Genomic DNA, 25026 nt, shown 5'->3' with positions numbered 1-25026 from the left:
GGACCTGAATATGGCATTTAAATAACGATCATGATGATTACGCTGTTACTGTTATACCTGGCTTTTTTTATCGGGCTGTGGTATTTTTTAAAGTATACGCTAAAAGGGCTTTTGAAAGATAAATACAAACCGTCCTATCTGATCACCGCCTTTTTAGTCCTGTTACCTTTTGCTATTATTGCCTTAGGATTCCTGGCGATGTTATTACTACCCATGGAAACACCGGATTGATTTACCCAAACTATATCAGTTATGAGCTACGATGTACAACTGTACCGGACAGAAACAATGATCAGGGAACAGCAAACAAAAGATGAAAATTTCTTTGACCACGAAACCAACCTGGAGCCATTTACAGACCTTCAGAAAGAAGAATTACATGACAGGTTGTTAGCCTATAACTATACGGTTGTAAAGCAGGAACAGGGGAGTACCTGGTATCAGCACGACAACGGTCTGGCTATTTCAGCCATGCTAACAGGCAGAGGACTGTATTTTCAAACGGCCTCCGGTGGGGATGGCATCTTTGAAATAGGAATGACTGCTTCCGAATTTACTGATACCGGCGAATTTGCCAAATATGATCCGCAGAGCGGAGGTTGGGAAGAGATCGAGTAAACGCAAAGTGCTGCGTTACATGTTGTAGCGAATTTTCAAAAGTGCCGGTTACCTTCCGTATTAAGCGGATTGATCAACGACTTGTTACTGTAGGTAGCCGGATCAAAATCTGCCACATTCATAGATAGAAAGGAAATATCCGGGAACAACGGAGCTAATTGCTGTATGATGGTGCTGGACAGCGCCGCCTTTTGTGCCGTGGTGCGCCCACCCATAATACTGCCGAAAATGTGCATAAAACTGTCTTTCCCTTCGCCAAGCCGGTATTGTTCGTAGCTGTTAATCCTGACTTTGATATCATTATCTGCAAATAACCCCGTTGATGCGGCAGCATCATAAACGATATTCATGATAACATCAGCCGGTTGTTGCGCTAAAATATTTTTTGAACATTCTATTACAAAGTGAGGCATATAACGAAATTTTATCGGGTGTGTAACCTTTGTTTTGAAGAACAATGATAACAAAAAGAAATTTCCCTTGTAAAAATTATACAGCATTTCTTCTGCATAAACATTAGTTTGATTCGCATAACTTTTCAAAAAAACAACGTGATAATTTTGTGCTGTTAATGAACATCATTCATATGAAAACAGTACAGGCGCCCATTCATTCCTGGTTTAATGCAACCAGCACCGCAGCGGAAATAGCTGCTGACTGCGACCTGACGGGAAAAGTGGCAATAGTGACCGGTGGCAATTCCGGTATCGGTTATGAGATCGTTAAAACACTGGCCGGTATCGGCGCACAGGTGATCGTAGGGGCCAGGGATATGGACAAGGCGGAAAACCGGCTTACGGGGCTTAAAAATGTGTCCTTTATGCCGCTTGACCTGGCCGATCCGGCCGCTGTAGATGCTTTTGCGGCGGGCTTCCTGGCGGAACACCATAGTTTGCATTTACTTTTTAACAACGCAGGACTGTGGCGTCCGCCCCGGTTGCTGAAAGACAAACGGGGATACGAACTTCAATTGGGCGTAAATCACCTGGGGCATTTTCAGCTCACCGGCCGGTTATGGCCCGCGCTCAAAAATGCCGGCGGAGCAAGGGTGGTAGCATTGTCGTCTATTGGTCACCGTTATATGGGTGTTCGCCTGGATGATCCCAACTTTGAAAAGCATCCGTTTGATACGATGAAAGCCTATGGACAATCAAAAACCGCCAACTCGCTTTTTGCAGTAGAACTGGACCGGTTGGGGCAGGAGCATGGTGTACGGGCATTTGCAGTACACCCCGGCGCCATACGAACAGAGATAACCCGTTATATGACCACCAGGGAATTGCAGACCTGGGTGCAGCGGGTACAACAGCAGCCCGGCCGGCAAAACGATGGCTTTAAAACCCTGCAACAGGGCGCCGCCACCGCAACGTGGTGCGCGCTCAGCCATCAGCTTAACGATATGGGAGGCGTTTATTGTGAGGATAATAATATCGCCGGAATTGTTCCCGACAATGCTATGGCCGGTTATGGCGTTCGTTCGTATGCAATTGATCCGGACATAGCTACCGCTTTATGGCAGTTTAGTGAAACCGTCACCCACGTCAGCTATCCATGATATAATCGTAGAAAAAATCCTGTAAATCATTAAATCAGTTTAATCCTGGTAAAGACAATCGCCGAAGGCGATCCCCTGATCAAATTTATCGGCTAAATCTTATAACTTAGGGAGATGAAATCCCATGAAAGCATCAGCGGTTTTTTCAGGAGACGGGGCAAAGCATACGACGCCTTTGACAGTTTCTATATTTACCGGATGCAAGATGTATCGTCGCTCAGCAACAGATCTCCGTTTGAGCGCCGCGACTACTACAAAATTTCACTGCTGCTGGAGGGGGAATCCATACTCACCTATGCCGACCGGACCATTCCGGTCAACAATACCGCCATTGTTTTCAGTAATCCTATGATCCCTTATGCCTGGCAACGCATTTCTGAAAAACAAACCGGCTACTTTTGTTTGTTTACCGAACAATTTGTGAGCCACCGGTTGAAACAGGAAAGTCCCGCAGCATCTTCACTTTTTAAAGTACAGGGTGATCACGTGTTATTTCCAGGTAAAGCAGCCACTGAAAGAATGACTGGTATTTTTGAGATGATGATGAAGGAGGCGGAAGGTGATTACAAATACAAACAGGATGTGTTGACAAATTATGTGGTATTGCTGATGCATGAAGCACTCAAACTTGTGCCCCCGGAAAATACCTATGTCCGTACTACCTCGGCCGACAGGGTCACGGAACTGTTCCTGGAATTGCTTGCACGGCAGTTTCCCATCACGGCAGTACATGACCGGATCAGGATCAGATCCGCGGCTGCCTTTGCCGCGCAGCTTTCGGTACATGTGAACTATCTGAACAAATCGGTGAAAACCATTACCGGTAAAACCACCACCACATTGATTGCTGAACACCTGGCTAAAGAAGCACAGTCGCTGCTCCTGCATACCAATTGGAATGCCGCGGAAATCGGCTACTGTATTGGTTTTGGACACGCGGCTAATTTTAATATTTTCTTCCGGAAAATGACGGGGGAAACGCCAGGGCATTTCCGGGAAAGGAATAATCGTTAGGAATGCTGCAGCGCCGTTGTGTCCATTCCACAGGCATTCCGGCAAATCGCAAAGCAGTCTTGTGCAAAATTTGTTGATAAAGGGTGATAAAAAATTGATATATTCATCATCAACCAAAATCAACTGCTGCTATGAGAAATCCTGTTCTTACCGGATGCCTTACCCTATTATGCCTGTTCGCCAGCATATTAACCCATGCACAGGTTACCACAGCTACACTGAGTGGTACCGTCAGAAGCAGGGATGGCAAACCACTCGCCGGCGCCACCGTAAAAATCGAATTTCGGGAGGCGGGCATCAACAAATTTATCATCACACAAAATAACGGCTCTTTCCAGGTACCCAATCTTAGAGTTGGGGGTCCTTACAAAGTGGTGGCATCTTTTGTGGGTTATTCAGATAAATCGGAGGAAAACATTTTCCTCGAACTGGGACAGAACACCGCCATGGACCTGCGGTTGGAAGTCAGCACAGGCAACCTGTCGGGGATCACGGTTACCGGTCGCTCGAAAATTTTCGATAACCAGCGCACAGGAGCTTCGTCTAATATCAGCTCCCGCCAGCTGCGGCAATTACCGACCATTTCCCGTTCTGCAGACGATTTTACGAGGTTAACTCCTTCGGCATCGTCCACCATCAACGGAACATCGTTCGCAGGGCGTAATGGGCAGTATAACAACTATTCGCTCGATGGCGCCGTATTCAATAACCCGTTTGGTCTGGATGCGCCTACACCCGGCGGACAAACAGGCGCTCAGCCCATCTCCCTGGATGCCATCGACCAGATACAGGTGAACCTGGCGCCCTATGATGTTACCCAGGCAGGGTTTACCGGTGCAGGTGTTAATACGGTGACTAAATCAGGTACCAATACTTTTGGCGGTACCGTTTACGGTTTTTATCGTAACCAGGGTATGACGGGCAAAAAGGTGGATGGCAACAAAATTGTTGTGCCCGACCTCACACAACTCCAGGCAGGTTTTGCGGTAGGCGGCGCTATCGTCAAAAATAAACTGTTCTATTTCGCCAATTTTGAAACGGAGCAAAGGGAAGATGCGGCCAGCAGTTATGTTGCCCGCACTGCCAGCAACGGCAGCAACAATAATACTTCCCGCGTACTGGAATCAGACCTCACGGCAGTAAGCGATATCCTGCGCAGCAAATTCGGTTATGAAACCGGTCCCTGGCAAGGTTTTAATCTCAAACAGAAAAATTATAAGTGGCTGGCAAAACTGGACTGGGTAATCAATGAAAATCATAGCCTGTCGTTTACCTACAATGGTTTACAGGCTACTAAAGAAAAACCTGCTCATCCCAATGCTATACGTGATCGTGGTCCCGATTACCAAACCTTGCAGTTCAGGAACTCAGGTTATGAGATCGAAAATAAGCTGCAGTCTTTCGGCGCGGAGCTGAAGTCCAGCTTCGGCAACCACTACGCCAATAAACTGAGAGCGGTATACACCACTTTCAAAGATAAAAGGACTCCTTTCTCGGAACCCTTTCCTGTACTGAATATCACCAAGTACGGCACCATGTACATCGTAGCAGGACATGAACCATTTTCCATCAACAACCGGCTGAACCAGGACGCGTTCCAGGTAACAGATAATTTCAACATCATTCTTCCAAAACATACTATTACCGTAGGAGGATCTTATGAGTCTTTCAAGTTCGGTAACTCGTTTAATCTCACGGGCTATGGCGCCACCTTATTCAGTGATGCAGATATCCAGGTTTTCAAAGACAGCGTGCCGGTGAGTGGTAAATATGTTTTCGGGGCCTACCCGCTAGATGTGGATGTAACAGGAGCAAGGGCTGCAGGAGCTGCCAACAAATGGAACTGGTATTATATCACCGTGGCACAGGTATCCACCTACCTGCAGGATGAATGGAAAGCCACCGATAATTTACGGGTAACTTTCGGACTCAGGATGGATATTCCGCTTTATATGAATTCCTCCTTTCAGTCGCCCGATGGCAAAAGAACGTCTCCTACCATCCCTAACAACGACGATCTGACGCTCTTCGACGAACACGGGGAGCCGGTTAAAAACGGGCAGGGAAAACAGCTGGATAATACCCGGCTGCCTTCGTCCAAACCATTGCTTTCCCCGAGGATTGGCTTTAACTGGGATGTCAAGTCCGACAAAAGCTTACAACTGAGAGGTGGTTCCGGTCTCTTTACCGGTCGTTTCCCATTTGTATGGATCGGTAACCAGATCGGCAATCCCACATCTGGCTTTTATTGCGCCACCGACCGCGATTTTAAATGGCCGCAGATCTGGCGTACCAATATCGGCGCCGATATCAGGGCCGGGCTGGGAACTATTTTCAGCGTGGACGTAGCCTATTCAAAAGATGTGAATGCTATGATGGTAAGGAACTATAAGCTGGGCACGCCCACCGGGTCGCTTAACAGCGGTATCGGGGATACCCGGAGCGTTTATAAAGATGCCGACAAAGGTACCGTCAACGCCTATGTTTTTACCAATACAAAAACAGGTGACCAGTTTAACACCAGCTTCACTGTGCAGAAAACTTTTTCCAATAACCTGTTTTTATACGGCGCCTATAACTACCTGGTATCGCGCGATGCCAGCTCTATTTCAGCAGAAATCAGCGGTGACGCGTTTGACCGCAATCCTATTCTCAACAACGCCAACGAAGCGAGGAATACGCCCTCCCTTTACGGAAATACCCACCGCTTTGTAGTGGCCGCCAGCAAGAAGTTCAGCTACGGAAAAGGTAAATATGGAACTACCGTTTCCCTGTTTGGTAACTGGAGCAGCGGTAACCGCTTCGCTTATATATATGGAGGAGATATTAACAACGATGGCACCGGCAGTAACGACCTGCTCTATGTACCCAAAAACAGCGAGATCGATAAAATGCAGTTTGCACCGCTTACCGATGTAAATGGTGTGGTACAGGATGCCGCCGCCCAAAAGGCAGCCTATAAAGCATTCATTGAACAGGACCATTACCTGAGAAGCCGCAGAGGCATGTATACAGAAAAATATGCCGGCGTAAGCCCCTGGTTCAGCCAGGTGGATATGCGCGTATTACAGGATTTTTATTTTAAGAGCGGGGAAAAAATCCGCACAGTCCAGATCAGCCTGGATGTAGTTAACCTTGGTAACCTGATCAGCAGCAAATGGGGAGTACGGAAGTATGCCAGCAATTCCGGGTATTTCCAGCCCATTTCTGTAAAGGGAGTAACCAACGGCGTTCCTACCTACCAGTTTGATCCTTCCCTGAAAGAAACGTTTATCGCCAGCCCGGATTTGTTAAGCCGCTGGCAAACGCAACTGGGACTGAGATTTATTTTTTAATGATACCATGATCGTATAAAAAAGCCCGCAGGAATCAATACCTGCGGGCTTTTTTGATGAGTTATTTTAAAAAGCAGGTAGCAAGCGCACCTGGTGATGCCTGGAAATCAATGCCGGGGAAGCCATCATTACCGGCCGCCTGGTTATTCAGCTTCGTTTTTTAGCTCCACATAGAATACAGAACCTTTTCCCACTTCACTTTCAAACCATATCCTTCCTTTGTGAGCGGTTACAATCTGCTTGGATATGGCCAGCCCCAGCCCGAATGACTCTTCCCCGATAGTGCCTTTTCTCCTGGTGTCAGCTGCGAGATTAAATAGCTTCAACTTTATATCTTCCGGTATCCCGATGCCTTCGTCTTTCACCGAAACCGTAATCACATCCTGGTTTTCCTGTTGCATACTTACTTCAATCACTGATTTTGTTCTGCTGAATTTGATAGCATTGGTAATAAGGTTACTAAAAACCCTCCATATTTTTTCCCTGTTGGCCTGGAGCTTTACAGGGATGGTTTGCAGCCGGATTTCCTGTCCCTTTTCTCTGGCCTTGGGTTGCAACAGGTTTACGCAATACTCCAGCACTACATCCAGCTGTACTTCTTCCTGCTGCATTTCAGTGGTAACATTCATATGCAGCAGTTCACTGATAAGCGACAATGCCCGCTCACCGGATTCTTTCATCATTGAAAGTGCTTCCTGTGTTTCGTCGGAGATGTTTTTTTGTCCATAGGGCAGTATTTCTGCGAGACCCATCATAGCGCCTACCGGGTTACGAAGGTCATGCGCAATAATTTTCATCATCCTGGAGTTATCGAGCTGGCTTTGTTCCAGCGCCTCTAAACTCGCTTTCATCTGCTGGTGCTGGATTACCATTTGTTCATTTAACCGTTGCATGGCTTCCAGGTGTTTCCCGGATCTCTTCCAGGTTTGCCACACGAGGAAAGCAATGACGATGGCCATAAATAAAAGCAACACCGATACTTTCAGGTAAATGGTTTTTATTTCCGATTTCTTTTTCAGGAGGCTCAGCTCATATTCCCGTGTCAGGTGGTCAAACTCTTTTTGCAGGTTGATAAAATTCAGTGGATTGTTGATGGCAGCCAGCGAATCTTTTAACCGCAGGTAACGGTTAAGCGTAGTAAAGGCCTGCCCGGGTTCACCCGTGGTTGCAAAATATTTTGATTGGAGCTTTAACCAAAGCAATTCGGAATCGGAGGAGGGAAACGAGTCCAGGGAATGGCGGAGTGTTTGCTGCCAGTTCCTGGCATCCGGAAATTTTTGCTGACTAAGATAGAGTTCCACCAGCTTTGCCATGGTTAATTGGGCATCCTTGATTTCACGACCGGTGATCATATTTATCCGGACACTTTCCCGGTAGAGTTTTTCGGCTTCGGAAGTGTTGCCCTGTTTTTCCAGTACACTGCCCTTGTTCCCGTATATGACGGCTTTAGCCTCTTCAATAAATTCCTGTTGATTTTTTTGATCCTGGAAGGCTGCATTATTCAGTTTTATGTATTGCAGGGCGCTGTCGTAATAAAAGAGTGCGCTATCAGGTTTATTGAAGCGGGCATAACATAGGCCGATATTATCCAGGTCGGCCTGTTGCAACCGGAAGCGGTAAAAATCATTAGGGGCGCAACTGTTAAGGGCAATGAAGGTGGCCTGCAAATAAGGAATAGCTTCCTGGTATTTTTCTTGTTTATAGAGAACGATGGCTATTTTCTGGCTGTATTCATTATAAGAACAGGTATCACCTGATTTCTGAATAAAGATATGTCCCTCATAATAATAGGTAAACGCATCGCTGTAGTTCCCGCGATCCCGGAGAAAGTCGCCTATCTGTAACAATGTTTTGCCATATTCTTTCCCATATTCGGGATTATCCGTTAATCCCTTTAATACAAACAGGATACTGTCGGCATACAACCTGGATAATCTTGCATTGGATTCGGTTATCCAGTAGTAATTCATCTTGAAACCGTATTTCCGGGCAAGGTCCATAGGACCGGGATCTTTAAATCCTGCATACACCGAATCCAGGTACCGGAGGGCCAATGTTAATTCTCCCGGCTGGAAGTTTTCCGCCTTCTGGAAAACCGGGTTAAAGTATCCCGGATGATCGGGCTTTGCAACCGGAGGCTCCGAACAGGATGAAAATAGCATCCAGCCTAATATCCAGGCTAAAAAGACGGAGGTAAACCATCTACGTCTCGCAAGACATGGCGTGCTCTCTAGGTCATTATTCATATATCCGGTTGAATAGGCGCCGCTTTGGCAGGATACATTCCCTGTTGATTATTTTCACCGGTCCCTGTTAAAAAAAGCCTGATTAAGATAAAGTCTCTCGCTGCCAGCGCAGTACTGCTAAATTGATAAACAGACAATGATTTATTATATCCGTGTAACAAACCGGGTAGTATTCCTACCCTTGTGTGATGAATATCGTTAAAATCGGGCAGGAAAAAAAATATTCATTTTTAAAGCAACAGGACAGATCTCAAAATCAAAAAATGTTAATTTGTATAACTTTTTCAGGATTTATTATTTAACCTGTATAGCTATTTCAGGAGACATACCTGTGTTCAAAAGCGGACATCGTTTGTCCCGATAATGAACAAACCCATATGCTGTTTAAATATATGTTACTGTAAATCAACTAAATAATTATCCGGCATTGTCTTCGCGCCTGGTTCCCGCAAATCTTGTTTGCTATATCTCAACGAATTATCGATATTATGATCAGGAATTTCTTCAAAGTTGCCTATCGGAACCTCTTACGCAATAAAGGTTTTTCCGCCATCAATATTACAGGACTAGCCATTGGTATGGCTGCCGCTATACTTATTTTGTTGTGGATACAACATGAAATGAGTTACGATAAATTTCATGCGAATAAAGAAAGGATCTACGAAACGTGGAATCGGGTATCCATTCAGGGAGAGATATCCTGCTGGAATTCAGTGTCCGCATTACTGGCGCGCGCAATGGAAAAAGATCTGCCTGAAGTGGAGCGCGCAGTAAGAGTAGTGTCGAATAACTTGCTTTTATCGGTGGGTGATAAAAAAATAGTGAAATCAGGGAACCTGGTGGATACCGGTTTTTTGCAGATGTTCAGCTTCCCGATGGTGAAAGGAGATCCGGTCACAGCGCTGAATGATGTGCACGCCATCGTGCTGACAGAAAAAACCGCAAAAATTTTATTCGGTAATGAAGACGCCATCGGGAAAATAGTAAAACTTGAGAATAAAGATAATTTTACGGTAACTGGTGTAGTGAAGGATGTGCCGGACAATTCAAGGTTTCAATTTGATTACCTGCTGCCATGGTCCTATTTAAAATACCGGGATGGCGCCGATTTTGGCTGGAGCGATAACAGCACCCCTACTTATGTAATGCTGAAACCGAATGTAAGCTACGCTGCCGTAGCGGCTAAGATAAAGAACTTAAAACAACAGTACAATGGGGAAGCAAAAACGATGAAATGGGAGCTGTTTATTTACCCGCTTGACCGGTGGCGGCTGTATTCCAGCTTTACTGCAGGAGAGGAAGACAATGGAGGTCGCAGTACCTTTGTAAAATTATTTAGCATTATCGCCGTGTTTATATTGCTGATTGCCTGTATCAATTTTATGAACCTGAGTACCGCAAGAAGCGAAAAGCGCGCAAAAGAAGTGGGGATAAGAAAAGTGGTGGGTGCACAGAAAAGTTCGCTGATCAGGCAGTTTATCGGGGAATCCATTTTTCTCGCATCCCTGGCAGGAGTGGTGGCGATAGTTATTGTGCAGGTAAGTTTACCCGCCTATAACCAGCTCACCGAAAAGAAACTGTTTATCGATGTGGGTAACAGTTATACATGGATGGTATTTATAGGATTTATTCTTTTTACAGGCCTGCTGGCAGGCAGTTATCCTGCGTTCTTTCTTTCCTCGTTCCAGCCGGTGAAAGTATTAAAAGGCACCTTTAAGAAAGCCAATGCCCTGGTAACACCCAGGAAAGTATTAGTGATATTGCAGTTCACATTCGCCACCATTCTTATTATCTGTACCATCATAGTAAAACAGCAGATCGATTATGCCCGTAACCGGGAGGCGGGGTACAACAAAGATAACCTCGTTTATCACTTTATGACAGGTGATATCGCTAAGAATTATGCGCTGATAAAAAATGAGTTGCTGAGTACAGGTATGGCAAAATCCATTACTAAAACAAATTCTCCGCTTACGGATAGATGGAGTAATGGATGGGGGCAGGACTGGGAAGGTAAAGACCCGAATGATAAAACAACTTTCGACCGGTATTTAGCTGACGAAGGGTTGGGAGCCACCGCAGGTTTGCAATTTACACAGGGTCGTGATTTTGATTTGAAACAATTTCCAACCGATTCAACAGGACTGATCATCAATGAATCAGCATTAAAAGTAATGAAGTTCAAAGACCCGATCGGTAAAGTAGTAAGTGATCTTGGCATTAACTGGCATATTGTAGGGGTTATTAAGGATTTTATTCTTACCAGTCCTTATGAGCCTACAAGACCTATATTAATATGTGGTGCAAAAAGCAGCTTTATGACTTTCGAAGTGATGCAGATAAAGCTTAACGGCCATATTGCTACCGCAAAAAACCTGGATAAAGTGGCCGCAGTTTTCAAAAAGTACAATCCTGATTATCCTTTTGAAGCCAAATTTGTTGATGAAGAATACGCCAGGAAGTTTGATGATGAAAGACACCAGGGTACGCTCGCCGGTTTATTTGCAGGGCTTACCATCTTTATTTCCTGTCTTGGTTTATTTGGTCTGGCTACCTATATGGCAGAAAACAGGATTAAAGAAATCGGGGTTCGGAAAATAATGGGAGCGTCTGTAACAAGTATTACTGCGCTGCTTTCGAAAGACTTTGTGAAACTGGTACTCATTTCTTTTTTAATAGCGGCGCCCCTGGCCTGGTGGGGCATGCATACCTGGTTAGAGAAGTATGCATACCGGGTTCATATTCAATGGTGGGTGTTTGCCTTGGCTGGTTGTTTATCGGTGATGATCGCATTGCTGACGGTAAGTTATCAGTCGATAAAGGCCGCATTAGCCAATCCCGTGAAGAGTTTGAGGGCAGAGTAGTAAATACTGCAGCCGATAAATCATTATAACAAAAAGGCATCGATATAAAATCGATGCCTTTTTGTTATAATGTTATTTGTTTGCATAGGCCCGTTTTAGGAAAACCTTGATTCTTTCTGCTATCTCCACTCCATATTCTTCCAACGCAAAGTGTCCTGTTGGATAGAAATGTATTTCAGTCGAAGGAATATCTTTCTTAAAAGCGAGGGCGCCGGGCTTCAGGAATACAGGGTCATTTTCTCCCCATACAACCAGTGTTTGGGGTGCAAGTGTACGAAGGGTTTCTTGCCACCGGGGATATTCTGCTATATTAAAACGATAATCATATTTTAGCTGGTATTGTATCTCTTTATTACCAGGTCTGTCCATCAGCAACTGATCCAGCTGGTAACTTTCGGGGGCTACTTTGGAGGGATCACTTACGCCATGGAGGTATTCAAACATGGTATATTCCAGCTCAAATGCTTTGTAGACGAGGGCGCGGGATGCCGCTGTGTTTTCGTCGATATTTTTCCGGTACCCTTTCAGTATATCACTCAGGCCTTCTGCATAAATATTTCCGTTCTGCACCACCAGGTGTTCCAGGATGCCGGGATTACGCTGGATGATCCTCATACCCACGGGTGCGCCGTAGTCGAACAAATACATGCTGCATTTCTCAACACCTTTCAAGGAAAGAAATTTTTCGATGTAGCGGGAATAGTTGTCAAAGGTGTAATCGAAATCAGACATCTGTGGCATGTCGCTAAATCCGAAGCCGGGGTAATCCGGGGCCAATATATGGAAATCATCTTTCAGCAAGGGAATGAGTGTTCTGAAGTTGTGCGAAGAGGAGGGGAATCCATGTAATAAGAGGAGCGTAGGTTTGGTGCTGTCGCCCGCCTCGCGGTAAAAGATCGTAATACCATCAATTTTTATGGTTTTGTGATAAACGGGGGTTGAATGTTGCTGCGCATTTGCCGTGCTGGTTAAAGTGTTGATCATCAGTAAACAGATTAAAAAGATTTGGGAATGAAGATAATGCTTCATAAGGAGATGATTTTAGCGTAACGGTATTTTTTAGAAAGAAATAGTATTGAACGCTCCGGGAGCCGTAGTGAAGCGCGTTCCCGGAGCGTTGTGTTGTCAGGCAGTAACCAGTGGTTTGCCTGTGTTTTTTTTGCTGAGAAATGTTTTGATGGTGGTGGCAATTTCTTCTCCATGCGTTTCCAGTGCAAAATGGCCGGTATCGTATAAGTGGTATTCCAGGTGCTTCACATCTTTTTTATATGCTTCGGCGCCGGCTACCGGGAAAATATAGTCGTTCTTTCCGTATACGATCAGCATTTCGGGGTTATGCGTGCGGAAGTATTCCTGCCATAAGGGGTATAGGCTCACATTATGCTGGTAATCGTAGAACAGTTGCAGCTGTATCCTGTCGTTGCCCGGGCGTTGCAGGTGGCGCAGGTCATTTTCCCAGTTGTCCGGACTGATCAAACTGCTGTCAGCTACACCGTGCGTGTATTGCCATTGGAGGCCTTCCAGGCTGTGAAACCCTTCCAGGGTGCGTTCTGCTACTTTGTTGTTCCGGTTTGTCCAGTATGCTTTAATGGGATCCCAGAATTGTTCCAGTCCTTCATCGTACGCGCAGCCATTCTGAACAATCAGTGATGTGATCTTTTCCGGATGGGCGGTGGCTATGCGGAATCCTACAGGCGCGCCATAGTCCATCAGGTAAAGGCTATACTGATCCAGGCCCAGGTGATCCAACAGTCCTTGTACAATGCTGGCGAAACTATCAAAGGTATAATTGAAGTCGGCCATGTGGGGCTGACCGCTTCTGCCGAAGCCCGGGTAATCCGGAGCGATCAGGTAATAGTCACCTGCCAGCTGTTGCATCAGGTTGCGGTACATATGTGAGGAGCTGGGATAGCCATGCAATAATACCAGGGCTGGTTTTCCTTTCTGACCTGCTTCTCTGTAGAAGATGTCGATTCCATTTATGGATACGGTGTGGTGTTTTACAATACTCATTTTAATGATATTTAACAGTGATTGATTTATTTGTTACCGAACGTTCGGTAAAATTACGATGAAAAAATTTTTATCCGTTCACAAAAAGCGATTTTACATCGCCAAGTGCTTTATGAAAATAGCCGGGATCGCCTAAGCCTTTGGATAGCACAAGGCTTCCCTGTACCTGGATAAGTGACTGTTTGGCCTTGGTCCTGGCCTGTGCCAGGGTGAAACCCTGTTCCACGCCAAGCGCGGTAAACGCGTCGATCCACAATTGCATGGCTTTGCTGATTTCATTGCCTAATACTACCAGGCCAGAGTCGAGGGAAAGGGCATTAAGGATGCAGCTTTTTTCCCCGTTCTGGTACAATTGCCGGATATGTTGTATAGCCCGTTGCAGTTTAATAATGGGCGCCACGCCGGTTTCTGTCAGCACCTGGTAAATATGATCCTTTATCCATGTATTTACGAACCCCAGTACCATGATGGCGATCTCATTCTTCCCGCCCGGGAACCGGTGGTAAAGACTTGCTTTCTGCAAACCGGTCGCCTTGGCCAGATCGTTGAGGCTGGCGCCTTCAAAGCCTTTGGATTGCAATACCGACATTAATCCTTCAATCAGCCGGGTGTCGTCTATTTTTTGCGGTCTCATGGAACAAAGGTAGGCGAAAGTTTTATATTACCAAACGTTCGGTAAAATATTTTTTGCGGGAGGTATGAATTTTATCACATTATTGCGGAGGGAAAGGTATGTTCTCAGCGCGCGCTTTGCCGGGTACTTTTAAATCGCTTTGAGAGAAGATTATTCGGAACTGCACGTTACCGTTAAGGCGCTATAGGGATTTGAAGAAAGAAGCCGGCTTATCCAGATGTCTGATTTTTACCGGTTGTCCTAAATTGAATGAAATTTGTCATTTAAGACAAGATGGACAAAAAGTACCTTTGTCATACAGACTAAAATCAGATAGTATGATAAAAGTTGCAATAAACGGATTCGGAAGAATCGGCAGAATGACATTCAGGAAGCTGTTTGGTAATAATGAGGTGGAAATTGTCGCATTGAATGATCTGAGCACCCCTGAAATGCTCGCATATTTACTGAAATATGATTCCATACATGGCGTATTTCCCAACACGGTGCGCAGCACGGAGAAATCGCTGGTGGTAGATGGTAAGGAAGTAGCGGTATATGCAGAGAGAAATCCTGAAAACCTGCCCTGGAAAGAGCTGGATATAGATGTGGTACTGGAATGTACGGGGATCTTTGAATCGAAAGACAAGGCAGCATTGCATTTAAAAGCAGGCGCCAAAAAAGTGATCATATCTGCACCTTCAGATAAGGATGTGAAAACGATAGTATTTAATGTTAACCACCAGCTGCTGAATAAGGAAGATGTGTTGATCAGCGCAGCATCATGCACTACCAACTGCCTGGCGCCTATGGCCCAGGTACTGCATGAGCGGTTCGGTATTATTACCGGCCAGATGAATACCATTCACGCCTATACTAATTCGCAGCCGCTGATGGACACCCCTGATCCTAAAAACGGTTTCCGTAAATCGAGAGCAGCAGCCGACAGTATTATTCCTTACACCACAGGTGCGGCCAAAGCCATAGGGCTGGTAATCCCGGAGCTGAACGGGAAACTGGATGGCGCTTCCCAGCGGGTTCCTGTACATTCAGGATCAGTGGTGGAACTATATACCTTGTTGAATAAAACGACCACTGAGAAGGAAGTAAACGAAGTAATGAAAGCCGCAGCCAACGAGTCATACGGTTATAACGACGACCCCATCGTTTCGCAGGATATCGTCGGAATGAGTTATGGCTCCCTGTTCGACGCCACTCAAACCAGGATCACCGGGATGGGGGATAAACAGCTGCTGAAGACGGTTTCCTGGTACGATAATGAAATGTCATTCGTTTCCCAGTTAACAAGGCTATTGATCCTTTTCGGCAATATATAGATCAGGCAAAGCTTTTCCGGTAAGCAGCCGGAGTGGTATTAAGGTGGCGAATAAAAAGCCGCCTTAAACCATTAGCATCGCCGGTTCCGCATTCTGATGCAATTTCATCGAGACTCAAACGGGTTTCTTCCAGGCGGCGGCGGGCAGCTTCCACCCTTGCTTTTTCAACGAACTTGGCGGGCGTTACCCCCGCTTCCCTGTAAAACACCCGGGAAAAATTACGGGCGCTCATAGACGCCCTGGCTGCCAGCCGTTCAACGGAGAGGTCTTTATCCAGGTGCTCCTGGATCCACTGCAGACTGTCCTTTACCGGCCTGTAGTCCGTTTTTTGTGTCATAAGGATATTGCTGAACTGCGACTGGTTTCCGGGCCGTTTCAGGTACAATACCAGGATCCTGGATACATCAATGGCCACATCTCTTCCCAGGTCTTCTTCAACAAGCGCCAGTGTAAGATCAATGCCGGTAGATATTCCGGCAGAGGTATAAATATTCCCCTGTTTGATATAGATGGGGTCTTTCTCCACTTTGATTGCCGGGAATTTTTCGGCCAGTTTATCGTGCAGCTGCCAGTGCGTGGTGGCACGGCAACCATCCAGCAGGCCGGTTTCCGCCAGGATAAAAGCGCCTGCGCAAATGGAAGCGATACGGGGTGTTGATTTGCTTTTATTGATCTTTTGTATCCATTTCAATATATGGACCGGTGCTCCCTTCCTGTATTCTCCCCTGCCGGCAATGATGACGGTATCTATCGGGTAGCGGATCCCCGGAATGCCTCCTTCGCAGATAACAGGCATACCGGAAGAAGTAGGAACAGCCATGGTATCGTCCATAGATACCAGGTGTGTGGTATAGTATTTATCTTTTGCCTTTCTGTGTCTTGTCATATAGTCGGAGGTTTTGGAAAAAACTTCCAACGGCCCCGCTACATCTAACAAGGAGGTTTGCGGTGGTACGAGTATAACGATATGCCTTGTTTTATCCATATTGGCGGATAATGTGTGTTTGTGTAAAAATAGGACATTTTATTTGGACTAATGGACCAGCTACTATGGGAATGAATCTTTTGACTGGAGTAAATATGAGTTTTTAATGGCAAAAGGCTGCTCCTTATTCTACCATGCTACCATGCTTGTGTGAAAAAATGTCACTACCAATTATGGTCATATCGAGAGAATAATTGTAAAACTAATTAGGAAGTTCTGAAATCGGGATTCGAAAGATCACAAGATATCAGAGCAAAGATTTAGGATTGTAATGCGATGCATTGTACGGCTTCCCGTAATGAAGCTACGATTTCCGGTCATATATTAGCCCCATGAATAAAGCCTTCGTACTATCGGGAACCGAAGTTTTTTTAAGATCTAGATCCAAATATCTATAATTAGGTAACTTATCAAAATCCTTTTATGATAAAAATGGTAATGACTTTCCTGATACTTATTTTTATCAGCTGCAAGAGCTCTGAGCCGAAAGAAGAAAACAAGACGCTAACTGATAATGCAATGGTGGATAAACCGCGGCCAGACAATTTCGTTTGAAAGAGCCAGAGATCCCATATTGTCACAAATAAAGGATGTTATAGTGCCGGGTATTTAACGTTTCCATTCTTCCTGCCATCTCTTAAACTCGGAGGGGCGAACCATGTACCTGGCAAAATTCCCTTCATGTAACGATAGTAATTCTGTTTCAACTACTTCGATTAATCTGTTTCTATCAGACTCGGGTAGTTCTTTCGCCTGATCTTGTAAATAAGGCATTACTTTAAACCTTGGCAGAGCTTCAGATATTATTCTCCTGATGATAGATCGGATTTGTTCGCGGTATTTAAGTCGGAATGGATCGGGGTCACCAAGGGATTGCCTAAGTACAGAGTATTGTGCTGCCGAGCGTTCATAAGCCCAAAGGAATACGTCTTTCAGTAATTCAATGTTATTTAGCTCATAAACTCCAATCAGCCCTTTTGTGTATAGTTCGTTTGGCACATCAATGAAAGACAAAGGAGCCAGATTATGTTTATTCAAAGATATATTCGAGGCCAATCTGGACACTCTTTTATTCACATCATCAAAAGGCTGCAAATAAGGCAGATGCACCATGATGAAAAATGCCTGTTCGAAAGGATTCTCAATTTGAGATGCCTTATCCAACATCAGGTCAAACATTTCTTCGATGAGCTGAGGGACAGCCAGTGGGGTATAAACACTATTTTGGATACCCACGGGAATATGTCTTAACCTGCCTGACGCAGCAGCGTTGGGGAGGAGGTTGTTTGACAAAAGCGAATGAAGGTTTAGTAAAGTATACCTGTTAAATCCGATTTCGTCTGCCAGCTGTACAATGAATTCAATGGCATCCTTGTGGTTCAGGATCATCTGCGCTTCCTTTGCAGACTTATTGTCTGCAACTTGCCCGGATGAAATCAGTCGCTCGGTGTCCAGAAGAGAATAGGTATTGCCTTCCAGGCGGCTGGAGTTCCAGGATAAGTCTATTAATAACCTGTTAAGAATTTCTTTTGCGTATGTGCCGGCGGGTTCATTTAATCTGGCCGTGTTACCTAATGCTGCCAGGTTTTGCAATTCTGTTGGAGATAAATAATTACTAACATTAGGCCGGTAATTTTCCAGGAAATTGCGGTTATAGCCTACTGGCCGGCGTAGTTGTATTGGGCTTTGGACGATTGTAAGTAACTCCTGGGCTGCTTCCGACAGAGTAATAGCAGTGGATTGGGGGTGGTTTGCTTCGAAATTTTGATGGGCAACATGGTAGCGCAGGCTGCGAGTAGCACCGGATGTTATTATTTCACCGGACTTTTGCAAATCTTCTAATCTACGTTGAAATGTACGACGACCTAATTTCAGGCCACTTGCAGAAATAATCTCATCTAAAGAAGCTCCACTTGGAAATTCTTTAATTGCTTTTAAAAGGGCCGCCTTTTCTGAAATCATGATGTTTTCTGACATTTTTTCTAATTTACGACAAAAAATGTCGCAAAAAATCGTTTCGTGACAATTTTTTGTCGTAAAAAAGGTTTTGCGACATTTTTTTTGTCGTAAATTATGAACCGGTGTCTGTTTAACGTTCTGGACGAGCGTAATAATTTGTCACTAACAAGGTTGAGAAAATATCTATTTTATGCAATCAGTTGTAAAGGCTTTTATTGCGGCGCTACGCTTGAAGGTGCTTGATGCAAAGAATCCGCCACATGCTTGTTTTATTAAACATTTATCACATTCTTCGTGGAATATATTTTTCCAGTCGGAAATCGATTTTCTAGTGAATTGCCATATTTTTTCAGGTGTGGTACAAAGTTGGGCATTGTAAAGAGACGTATTTATACCAAAATCAGATAAATACGTTATCGCCTCTACAAGTTCATTTCCGTAATCATTAGGATCTATCCATAGTTTTTCTATATTATGAGGTGTATAACCTTGGTATTCTAGCCCCATAAATGCTACATGTTCAACAAAGGGTAGGTTCTTATAGATAAACTTGGAAAGTTTCACGAGGCGTGGAATTGTTTGCTTGTGAAGGACTATTCTTATCTCGAGTCGGATATTATGTTTGGCCAGGTTGTATATGCCCTGGATAGTTTGATTGAAAGCCCCCTTAGCTTGAACAATGTAGTCATGTTGCGCATAGTAATCAGAATATAGAGGAATGCCCAACATGAGCCGGGAGAATGACATCATGCTCAATTTTTGGGAAAATGTTGGCCAGGCAAATGACCGGCCATTCGTTAAACAGTGTATTTCTGTGTCTGGTAGATGTGTTTGAATTTGTTCTAATAATTTAAAAAAACGTTCTCCCAGAAGGGTCGGCTCACCACCGGTGATTCCAAGTTCGAAGCAGTCTTTAGGTATTAGCGGTATAGTTTGCGAATGAATGTTGTATAAATAATCTGTATCATCTCTGTTTTTTGGTGGTTGAGAACACATCAGGCAATTGCTGTTGCATCGTTCGGTAAATAGTAGGAAATTATGATACGAGTTTATTCTATACAAAGTATTGATCACCCCATCTGTATTCACAACGACAATATCTCCTTCTGATAAGTGATCAATTGCGGTAATTGAATGTACACTTGGTTTGTCAAGTTGAAATAGCTGGGCATCGGTCGAAAGAACTGCTTTGAAACGCCCAATATGTCCGGAAATATTGTCGGTTATAATCAAAATTTCAGCGTCATTCTCGGGGTTGAAAGTAACCCTGCCTATAACTGGGGCGTCTACCCCTGATGGAGTACCTTTGGTTTTCAGTAACATTAGCTTTTCCCTGTTATCCAGCTTCGGAATATTTTTTCTATCTTTTTGTCTTTATCCATGAGTGCAATCAGGTATCTGATTATTTCCATATTTCTTTGGCAAAAAGAACTTGTTGGTCTGTGACCAATCAAATCACCTTGAGTTGCGTGATTAAATACCGGATCGACACCACAATAAGCCTGGAAGGCACATTCAGAACAACCCGGAAGAGATTCATTAGTCATTACTTCACTAAGGGCCGCAACTTTGTTGCCATAAAATATCTCTTCGTAGGTATTTTCTCCAAGTGTTCCCAGTTTGAATGTGAAATCGTTCATTTCTGCGAGCATTCTGGCTTCGTCGGAAGCGTAAACAGCGCCATCATAATTAAAAACTATTACGTTATTGACCAGGCCAGCTGGTGATTGAAGGTCAACATACCCTACGGGAAATGGAGTAAGCAGTTTTTTTAGAATGATGCTGGCATAGTCTTCCCGAATAAAATAACCATCCATATTGTACTGAATGATTCTTCCGAGAGCTTTTTTATAGAACTCAAGGAATTTCTCCGCTTCATATTTATTTCTGTCTTTATTTCTCGTAGCGAAACCATAAGGACTAATTGGTCTGAGGAAGATGTTTCTGAACGCTAACGCAACATATTCATCAACTATTTCCTCGGGGTATTCCAGAGAAAGCGTTGTTGTTGTCACCAATGCAGAAACATGCTCGCTACCTAATATTTCCCGACATCTTTTGATTCCTTCAACGGCAAGTTGATGACTACTTGCATTAGGCTTATGTCGATTCTTGTTATGAATAAATGAGGGACCATCCAGAGACGTGGATATTAGCATTTTGTTCTCATGAAAATACAGCAGCATTTCATCTGTAAGGAGGGCAAGATTTGTACACACTACATAAGTGATTTTCTTCTCGTATTTTTCCGCCTCAATTTTTGCTTTTTCGACTGCATATACGATATTTTCAAATGCCAATAAGGCTTCCCCTCCTTGAAATTCCATTGTCACATGAGGATTAGGTGATTTCATCATCAACCTTATTCCAGCTTCAATATGAAGCCTGCTCATATCATATTTGTTTTTATCGGACGTAACCCTTGATACCTGGCAATAATGGCAGGTATGCTCACATCGCAAACTCATAACAAAAATGTGCAATGAAGTAAAATAATCAAGGAATGACTTTTTGGTGCGATAGCGAGTCGCAAGAACTTCAATAAGATCAGGGAGAGCGCTTTCTGATATGAAAAAGTTAGCAATGAGATCAGCATATAACTCCTGATCTGAGACACTGCCAGAATTGATTTCGCCTGCTACAATCCGGGTAGTAGTCCCTGTTGGTACAACGAGAAAGTCCCCTACTTCATTTACAATAACTTCTTTCTCTACGGAAATACGATGAAACTTAAACGGTAGTAAAAAGTAGTCGCGGGATGGGGACTGATAGTGCTCAACCTCTTTGAATTTCCTGGATTGCATATTAGTAATGGCACTTGTGGGTATCATACTTTTATGGATTGAGGGCTAAAACCTACAGGATCACTTATTTCCGATATAGGGTCTTTTTCATGGTCATAATAGGCAAAAGCTTTAGCTATAATAAGTTCTCTGATGGTTTGGGTTTCATTAGTGATGAATTGCCTTAGCTTGAAGTCGATGAGATCTTGCTTTAGTTTGAGAACAATATTATCCCAATCCAATGTTTCAGTTTGGTGGAGGGCTTTTAAAGTTATTTTATATTGAAGGTTGTTTAATTTTCCAATTTCTACTTCGAAATTATTAGTATACCAATAAAGGCATTTCAATAAAACAACCTCGGGGTATATCTCCGCATCAATAGTCACATTTAATACATCGTCATTTTGGTGAGTTTCCATTTATCTTATTTATTAAGGCATGAAGGGTTTTGCTGTCTACGATTCCGTTAGGTCTGAGTTCATTGTCTTGTTGAAATTTGATAATAATGATTTCTGTCTGAAGTCCAAAGTAACCTGTAACATACATGTCCTTCTTAAATGTCATTAGGATTTTTTGCAACATTTCTACATCAGCCCCTTCACAACCCTTGGAAAGTTGGCGATCTCCCAGTTTTAGATGTTGGGAATCGGCTATGGCACTTAGGTTGCCCAATTTATTTGAAGTTGGACTTGAGGCAGTATTACGATTATAGAATGAATTTCCAGTACTAACACCTGAATTTCTCCCTGCTGTATTTGTAATGGAAGACGTTTTTAAAGGACTTTCTGACGATGAGGAATTATCAGAAGGAGACGGTTGTGTATAAGATGACCTTGCTGCCGGAGTATAGCTACTGCCTGAGCTATAGGAAGAGGAATAATGAGAACTGTGCGAGCTGTGCGATGAATGAGAGCGATGTGAACTATGCGAACTATGCATTAATACAAAACTATTTTCTGGGTTTGCTACGTTTAGTTTTAAAACCAGCTTGGGTTTAGTAACATTTTTATGAATGTTTTCATAATTGATGTTATTGTCGTTATCAGAGGCCAGGTTATTAACGAAAACTTCTGCTTTAGTCTGTGAAAAAGCACTGAGAGCAGCAGCTATTACAGCAAGACTTTTCTTAGCCAGATTTTGGAAACCAAATTTGTCTTTACTCATTGGGTACAGTTTGGGGAATGACGATAATAGTAAAACAGGTTATTACTAAACGGTATGGTTAAATTTTGAGTTGGGTATCGTACAGATCTAAACCTAAGTTAAATAAATTCCATTTAAGATGCATAATCTTAGCAGTACAATTATTGAAAAAACTCAATAATTGCATGAAATAAATTCAATAGGGTCTTATTACACAAATAAAAAAGGCACCGATTTGCATCGATGCCTTTTAAAATTCTAAGAGCGTCCGCTCTAAAAAGTACCCCAGATGGGAGTTGAACCCACACTCGCATTGCTGCGAACGGGATTTTAAGTCCCGCGTGTCTACCAATTCCACCACCAGGGTTTGTAGGGAATAATCAGAGCGAAAGACCGGGCTCGAACCGGCCACCCCGACCTTGGCAAGGTCGTGCTCTACCAAATGAGCTACTTTCGCATTAGTTTAAGAACTTTTCCCTCCGGCTTTTTTTCGTTGGGATTGCAAAGATAGCAATCTTTTCGAAGTTGCAAAATTTTTCTCGCCTTGAATTAAAATATTTTACGAATCTCTTTTTTTTTAAACTGTAACTACGGATTCAGATCGTAACTGTATTTCACCATACCCATCAGCTCTTTCCCCTTGCCATAACAGGTTTCTTTTAGAGGTAGCCCGTTAGACTGATATTCATATTGCCAGATAGTGTACGACGACGTTTGTGCGTTCACGGTAGTCATCTTCACCAGCTTTCCCTGTGTATTATACTCAAAAATATAGTCGGGGAGCATCCGTTTTTTCGCAGGCTGATAGCGGTATACATCTGTCAGATGACCCTCTTTATCATAGTTGTAAAACGTGCGCTTTCCGCTCCGCTGCTCCAGTTCTTCCGTTACATGCCCGCTGGTATCCGTTTTAAACGTAACCACTGCTGAGTCATTCACGTTACCTTTCTTTTGTATCATCCGTTGCAAATGCCCCGCCGCGTCGTATACATAGGCCCTGGTTTCTTCAAAACGCATCTTGCTTTCCCGCGCTACAGAAGTACTGCTGATATATTGCAACAACCCGTCGCCGGTGTAACGATATAAGGTGATAGTAACACTCGCGGATGAGCTGTCCACTGTTTTGGTCAGCTGCCCCTTGCTGGAAAAGGACGATGTCATCGCAGAATAACCGGTTGAGCTGGACTGCGTTTGCGCCCGCATCTGGTGATACGTAGGACTTAAATTCCGCTCGCAACGGAAATCCCGGTCTATTTCCATATTGGCATCCAGGGTTTGCACCATCTGGGTCTTTACCTTGTTATCTTTCAACAGCGCCAGGGTGGCTACCGTTTGCTGCGTATTATAAATATCCTGGAAGTAGTATTGACAAAACCCCCTGCCCGCAAATGCCAGCATACCCAGTGACAGTAGAATCGTTTTTTTCATGAACGTAAAAATCGCTGATTTTTAATTGTTACAAAAGTAAAACGCAAAAATCATATTAAAATTTTTTGCGGGGATGATATAAGGCCCTGATTTCTTTTTATCTTGTCGCAACAACAATTATCTAAATCGCTTGAAAACGCAACCCTTACGCCAGGACAAACACTGTCTTAACTGTGGTACGGACGTACCTGAACGCTATTGTACCCACTGTGGCCAGGAAAATACGGTGCAACACGAAACCTTTGGCCACCTGTTTAAACATTTTGTGGCGGATATCTTTCACTACGACTCCCAGTTCCTGGTTACCCTTAAGAACCTGTTATTCAGGCCCGGATTTCTTTCCCGCGAATATATGGCCGGAAAAAGGGTACGCTATGTGAACCCGATAAAGCTCTATGTGTTTGTTTCCTTTGTCTTCTTTTTTGGCGTCTTCGCCATTCACTCCGGCCACGAAGAAACGGAAGGAGAGGAGCCGGTAACAGCAGAGCAGGCAATGCAGGCTGCTTTCCGGGGAGATACTGCAATAGCCGGTAACGAAGACCTGAAAAAAGCTTTGGCGGAAGACACCTCGAAGCTGGAGAAAATACAAAAAGTCACCTCGCAGTTCGGAGGTTATACCTCTGTCAAATCATTTGATTCCGCCCAGGCGGCCCTGCCGGATAGTGAGCGCCTACACGGTCCGTCGAGGCTCCTTTTCCGGCGGATGGCCGAAATCCGCCACAAATACGGGAACAATTACCAGGAGGCGCTGGTGGAAGTGTTTAAACACAATCTCCCTAAGTTGATGTTTTTACTGCTGCCATTGTTCGCCCTGTTTATGAAATGGATCTATGACAAGAAGAAATGGCTCTATGCGGATCACGCCATCTTCGCTATCCACCTGCATTCCTTCGCATTTATGGTGCTGCTGTTGGGATTTTTACTGGAAGCGATCTTCCATAACGATGTTTTTCTGTCCATCGTCTACTGGATGATCTTTATTTACCTGGTACTGGCACTTAGCAATAACTATAAACAAAGCTTCAGAAAGTCGCTGGCAAAAGGGATCTTCCTGCTCGTTGCCTATGCCATCGCAGCGGGATTGGTGTTTCTTGGCTCCCTGGTGCTTATTTTTAGCATATTTCTTTAACTTT

At 44.1% G+C, this 25026-nt stretch carries 20 protein-coding genes and 2 tRNA genes; 8 read left to right on the top strand and 14 right to left on the bottom strand.

The features are described 5' to 3' along the window. Positions 1–30: 30 nt before the first annotated feature. Together KE626_RS09320 and KE626_RS09315 are read left to right on the top strand one after the other, a co-directional pair. Positions 31–231 (top strand): hypothetical protein, encoded by a 201-nt coding sequence (locus KE626_RS09320; RefSeq protein WP_211972595.1) that lies wholly within the window; start codon positions 31–33, stop codon positions 229–231. A 21-nt stretch (positions 232–252) separates the two neighbouring features. Next, on the top strand, positions 253–618 hold the full coding sequence (locus KE626_RS09315; RefSeq protein ID WP_211972594.1) for a hypothetical protein: 366 nt from the start codon (positions 253–255) through the stop codon (positions 616–618). Between the two features lie 35 nt (positions 619–653). On the opposite strand, the gene KE626_RS09310 is transcribed toward KE626_RS09315, so the two are convergent. Next, entirely contained in the window at positions 654–1031 is a 378-nt protein-coding gene (locus KE626_RS09310) for a 5-carboxymethyl-2-hydroxymuconate Delta-isomerase (protein ID WP_211972593.1), read from the bottom strand. A gap of 173 nt (positions 1032–1204) precedes the next feature. On the opposite strand from KE626_RS09310, the gene KE626_RS09305 reads away from it, so the two are divergent. From KE626_RS09305 to KE626_RS09295, 3 genes are all read left to right on the top strand, one after another. After that, positions 1205–2173 (top strand): SDR family NAD(P)-dependent oxidoreductase, encoded by a 969-nt coding sequence (locus KE626_RS09305; protein ID WP_249207368.1) that lies wholly within the window; start codon positions 1205–1207, stop codon positions 2171–2173. Between the two features lie 114 nt (positions 2174–2287). Continuing rightward, positions 2288–3187: a helix-turn-helix domain-containing protein gene (locus KE626_RS09300; protein WP_211972591.1), complete on the top strand. Its 900-nt coding sequence runs from the start codon at positions 2288–2290 to the stop codon at positions 3185–3187. Positions 3188–3318: 131 nt separating this feature from the next. Beyond that, on the top strand, positions 3319–6522 hold the full coding sequence (locus KE626_RS09295) for a TonB-dependent receptor (protein WP_211972590.1): 3204 nt from the start codon (positions 3319–3321) through the stop codon (positions 6520–6522). Between the two features lie 143 nt (positions 6523–6665). Here the strand turns inward: KE626_RS09295 and KE626_RS09290 are convergent, their stop codons facing one another. Beyond that, a complete protein-coding gene (locus KE626_RS09290) occupies positions 6666–8768 on the bottom strand; it encodes a tetratricopeptide repeat-containing sensor histidine kinase (protein ID WP_211972589.1) in 2103 nt (700 codons plus the stop codon). Positions 8769–9256: 488 nt separating this feature from the next. Between KE626_RS09290 and KE626_RS09285 the strand changes: the two genes are divergently transcribed. Next, the gene (locus KE626_RS09285) at positions 9257–11632 is read left to right on the top strand and encodes an ABC transporter permease (protein ID WP_211972588.1); all 2376 of its coding nucleotides are present in this window, start codon (positions 9257–9259) and stop codon (positions 11630–11632) included. A gap of 72 nt (positions 11633–11704) precedes the next feature. Here the strand turns inward: KE626_RS09285 and KE626_RS09280 are convergent, their stop codons facing one another. The 3 genes from KE626_RS09280 to KE626_RS09270 form a co-directional block, all read right to left on the bottom strand. After that, on the bottom strand, positions 11705–12616 hold the full coding sequence (locus KE626_RS09280) for an alpha/beta fold hydrolase (RefSeq protein WP_211972587.1): 912 nt from the start codon (positions 12614–12616) through the stop codon (positions 11705–11707). A 141-nt stretch (positions 12617–12757) separates the two neighbouring features. After that, the gene (locus tag KE626_RS09275; RefSeq protein ID WP_211972586.1) at positions 12758–13645 is read right to left on the bottom strand and encodes an alpha/beta fold hydrolase; all 888 of its coding nucleotides are present in this window, start codon (positions 13643–13645) and stop codon (positions 12758–12760) included. A gap of 70 nt (positions 13646–13715) precedes the next feature. Further along, a complete protein-coding gene (locus KE626_RS09270; RefSeq protein ID WP_211972585.1) occupies positions 13716–14279 on the bottom strand; it encodes a TetR/AcrR family transcriptional regulator in 564 nt (187 codons plus the stop codon). 317 nt (positions 14280–14596) lie between these two features. Between KE626_RS09270 and gap the strand changes: the two genes are divergently transcribed. Further along, a complete protein-coding gene (gap, locus tag KE626_RS09265) occupies positions 14597–15595 on the top strand; it encodes a type I glyceraldehyde-3-phosphate dehydrogenase (protein ID WP_211972584.1) in 999 nt (332 codons plus the stop codon). 1 nt (position 15596) lies between these two features. Here the strand turns inward: gap and KE626_RS09260 are convergent, their stop codons facing one another. The 9 genes from KE626_RS09260 to KE626_RS09220 form a co-directional block, all read right to left on the bottom strand. Beyond that, positions 15597–16580, bottom strand: coding sequence for a GlxA family transcriptional regulator (locus KE626_RS09260; RefSeq protein WP_211972583.1), 984 nt, complete (start codon positions 16578–16580; stop codon positions 15597–15599). A gap of 609 nt (positions 16581–17189) precedes the next feature. Next, the gene (locus KE626_RS09255) at positions 17190–18557 is read right to left on the bottom strand and encodes a Fic family protein (protein ID WP_211972582.1); all 1368 of its coding nucleotides are present in this window, start codon (positions 18555–18557) and stop codon (positions 17190–17192) included. 165 nt (positions 18558–18722) lie between these two features. Then, complete coding sequence (gene hxsC / locus KE626_RS09250; protein ID WP_211972581.1) at positions 18723–19862, bottom strand: His-Xaa-Ser system radical SAM maturase HxsC; 1140 nt, start codon at positions 19860–19862, stop codon at positions 18723–18725. Continuing rightward, the gene (gene hxsB / locus KE626_RS09245; RefSeq protein ID WP_211972580.1) at positions 19862–21370 is read right to left on the bottom strand and encodes a His-Xaa-Ser system radical SAM maturase HxsB; all 1509 of its coding nucleotides are present in this window, start codon (positions 21368–21370) and stop codon (positions 19862–19864) included. Before hxsB ends, hxsC begins: the two co-directional genes overlap by 1 nt. Beyond that, positions 21367–21741: a His-Xaa-Ser system protein HxsD gene (gene hxsD, locus KE626_RS09240; protein ID WP_211972579.1), complete on the bottom strand. Its 375-nt coding sequence runs from the start codon at positions 21739–21741 to the stop codon at positions 21367–21369. The genes hxsB and hxsD overlap by 4 nt, the downstream gene beginning before the upstream one ends. Beyond that, positions 21722–22486 (bottom strand): peptidoglycan-binding domain-containing protein, encoded by a 765-nt coding sequence (locus KE626_RS09235; RefSeq protein WP_211972578.1) that lies wholly within the window; start codon positions 22484–22486, stop codon positions 21722–21724. Before KE626_RS09235 ends, hxsD begins: the two co-directional genes overlap by 20 nt. 260 nt (positions 22487–22746) lie before the next feature. After that, a tRNA-Leu gene (locus KE626_RS09230) sits at positions 22747–22832 on the bottom strand. 17 nt (positions 22833–22849) lie between these two features. Beyond that, positions 22850–22922: transfer RNA gene (locus KE626_RS09225), tRNA-Gly, on the bottom strand. A 131-nt stretch (positions 22923–23053) separates the two neighbouring features. Continuing rightward, on the bottom strand, positions 23054–23893 hold the full coding sequence (locus tag KE626_RS09220; RefSeq protein ID WP_211972577.1) for a hypothetical protein: 840 nt from the start codon (positions 23891–23893) through the stop codon (positions 23054–23056). Between the two features lie 130 nt (positions 23894–24023). On the opposite strand from KE626_RS09220, the gene KE626_RS09215 reads away from it, so the two are divergent. Beyond that, positions 24024–25022, top strand: a complete 999-nt coding sequence (locus KE626_RS09215) for a DUF3667 domain-containing protein (RefSeq protein WP_211972576.1) — start codon at positions 24024–24026, stop codon at positions 25020–25022. The last annotated feature ends 4 nt before the right edge of the window (positions 25023–25026 follow it).

The sequence above is a fragment of the Chitinophaga hostae genome (assembly GCF_018224885.1).
Classification (GTDB): domain Bacteria; phylum Bacteroidota; class Bacteroidia; order Chitinophagales; family Chitinophagaceae; genus Chitinophaga; species Chitinophaga hostae.
Note: the sequence above shows the minus strand (reverse complement) of the source record. Positions and strands in the feature narration are given on the sequence as shown.

Excerpts from the sequence above, each read along its gene's own strand:
- KE626_RS09290 (WP_211972589.1), bottom strand. The coding sequence starts at position 8,768 with ATGAATAATGACCTAGAGAGCACGCCATGTCTTGCGAGACGTAGATGG.
- KE626_RS09300 (WP_211972591.1), top strand. The coding sequence starts at position 2,288 with ATGAAATCCCATGAAAGCATCAGCGGTTTTTTCAGGAGACGGGGCAAA.
- KE626_RS09270 (WP_211972585.1), bottom strand. The coding sequence starts at position 14,279 with ATGAGACCGCAAAAAATAGACGACACCCGGCTGATTGAAGGATTAATG.
- KE626_RS09235 (WP_211972578.1), bottom strand. The coding sequence starts at position 22,486 with ATGAGTAAAGACAAATTTGGTTTCCAAAATCTGGCTAAGAAAAGTCTT.
- KE626_RS09295 (WP_211972590.1), top strand. The coding sequence starts at position 3,319 with ATGAGAAATCCTGTTCTTACCGGATGCCTTACCCTATTATGCCTGTTC.
- KE626_RS09220 (WP_211972577.1), bottom strand. The coding sequence starts at position 23,893 with ATGAAAAAAACGATTCTACTGTCACTGGGTATGCTGGCATTTGCGGGC.
- KE626_RS09315 (WP_211972594.1), top strand. The coding sequence starts at position 253 with ATGAGCTACGATGTACAACTGTACCGGACAGAAACAATGATCAGGGAA.
- hxsB (WP_211972580.1), bottom strand. The coding sequence starts at position 21,370 with ATGATACCCACAAGTGCCATTACTAATATGCAATCCAGGAAATTCAAA.
- gap (WP_211972584.1), top strand. The coding sequence starts at position 14,597 with ATGATAAAAGTTGCAATAAACGGATTCGGAAGAATCGGCAGAATGACA.
- KE626_RS09285 (WP_211972588.1), top strand. The coding sequence starts at position 9,257 with ATGATCAGGAATTTCTTCAAAGTTGCCTATCGGAACCTCTTACGCAAT.
- KE626_RS09320 (WP_211972595.1), top strand. The coding sequence starts at position 31 with ATGATGATTACGCTGTTACTGTTATACCTGGCTTTTTTTATCGGGCTG.
- KE626_RS09280 (WP_211972587.1), bottom strand. The coding sequence starts at position 12,616 with ATGATCAACACTTTAACCAGCACGGCAAATGCGCAGCAACATTCAACC.
- KE626_RS09275 (WP_211972586.1), bottom strand. The coding sequence starts at position 13,645 with ATGAGTATTGTAAAACACCACACCGTATCCATAAATGGAATCGACATC.
- KE626_RS09305 (WP_249207368.1), top strand. The coding sequence starts at position 1,205 with ATGAAAACAGTACAGGCGCCCATTCATTCCTGGTTTAATGCAACCAGC.
- hxsD (WP_211972579.1), bottom strand. The coding sequence starts at position 21,741 with ATGGAAACTCACCAAAATGACGATGTATTAAATGTGACTATTGATGCG.
- KE626_RS09255 (WP_211972582.1), bottom strand. The coding sequence starts at position 18,557 with ATGTCAGAAAACATCATGATTTCAGAAAAGGCGGCCCTTTTAAAAGCA.
- hxsC (WP_211972581.1), bottom strand. The coding sequence starts at position 19,862 with ATGTTACTGAAAACCAAAGGTACTCCATCAGGGGTAGACGCCCCAGTT.
- KE626_RS09310 (WP_211972593.1), bottom strand. The coding sequence starts at position 1,031 with ATGCCTCACTTTGTAATAGAATGTTCAAAAAATATTTTAGCGCAACAA.
- KE626_RS09260 (WP_211972583.1), bottom strand. The coding sequence starts at position 16,580 with ATGGATAAAACAAGGCATATCGTTATACTCGTACCACCGCAAACCTCC.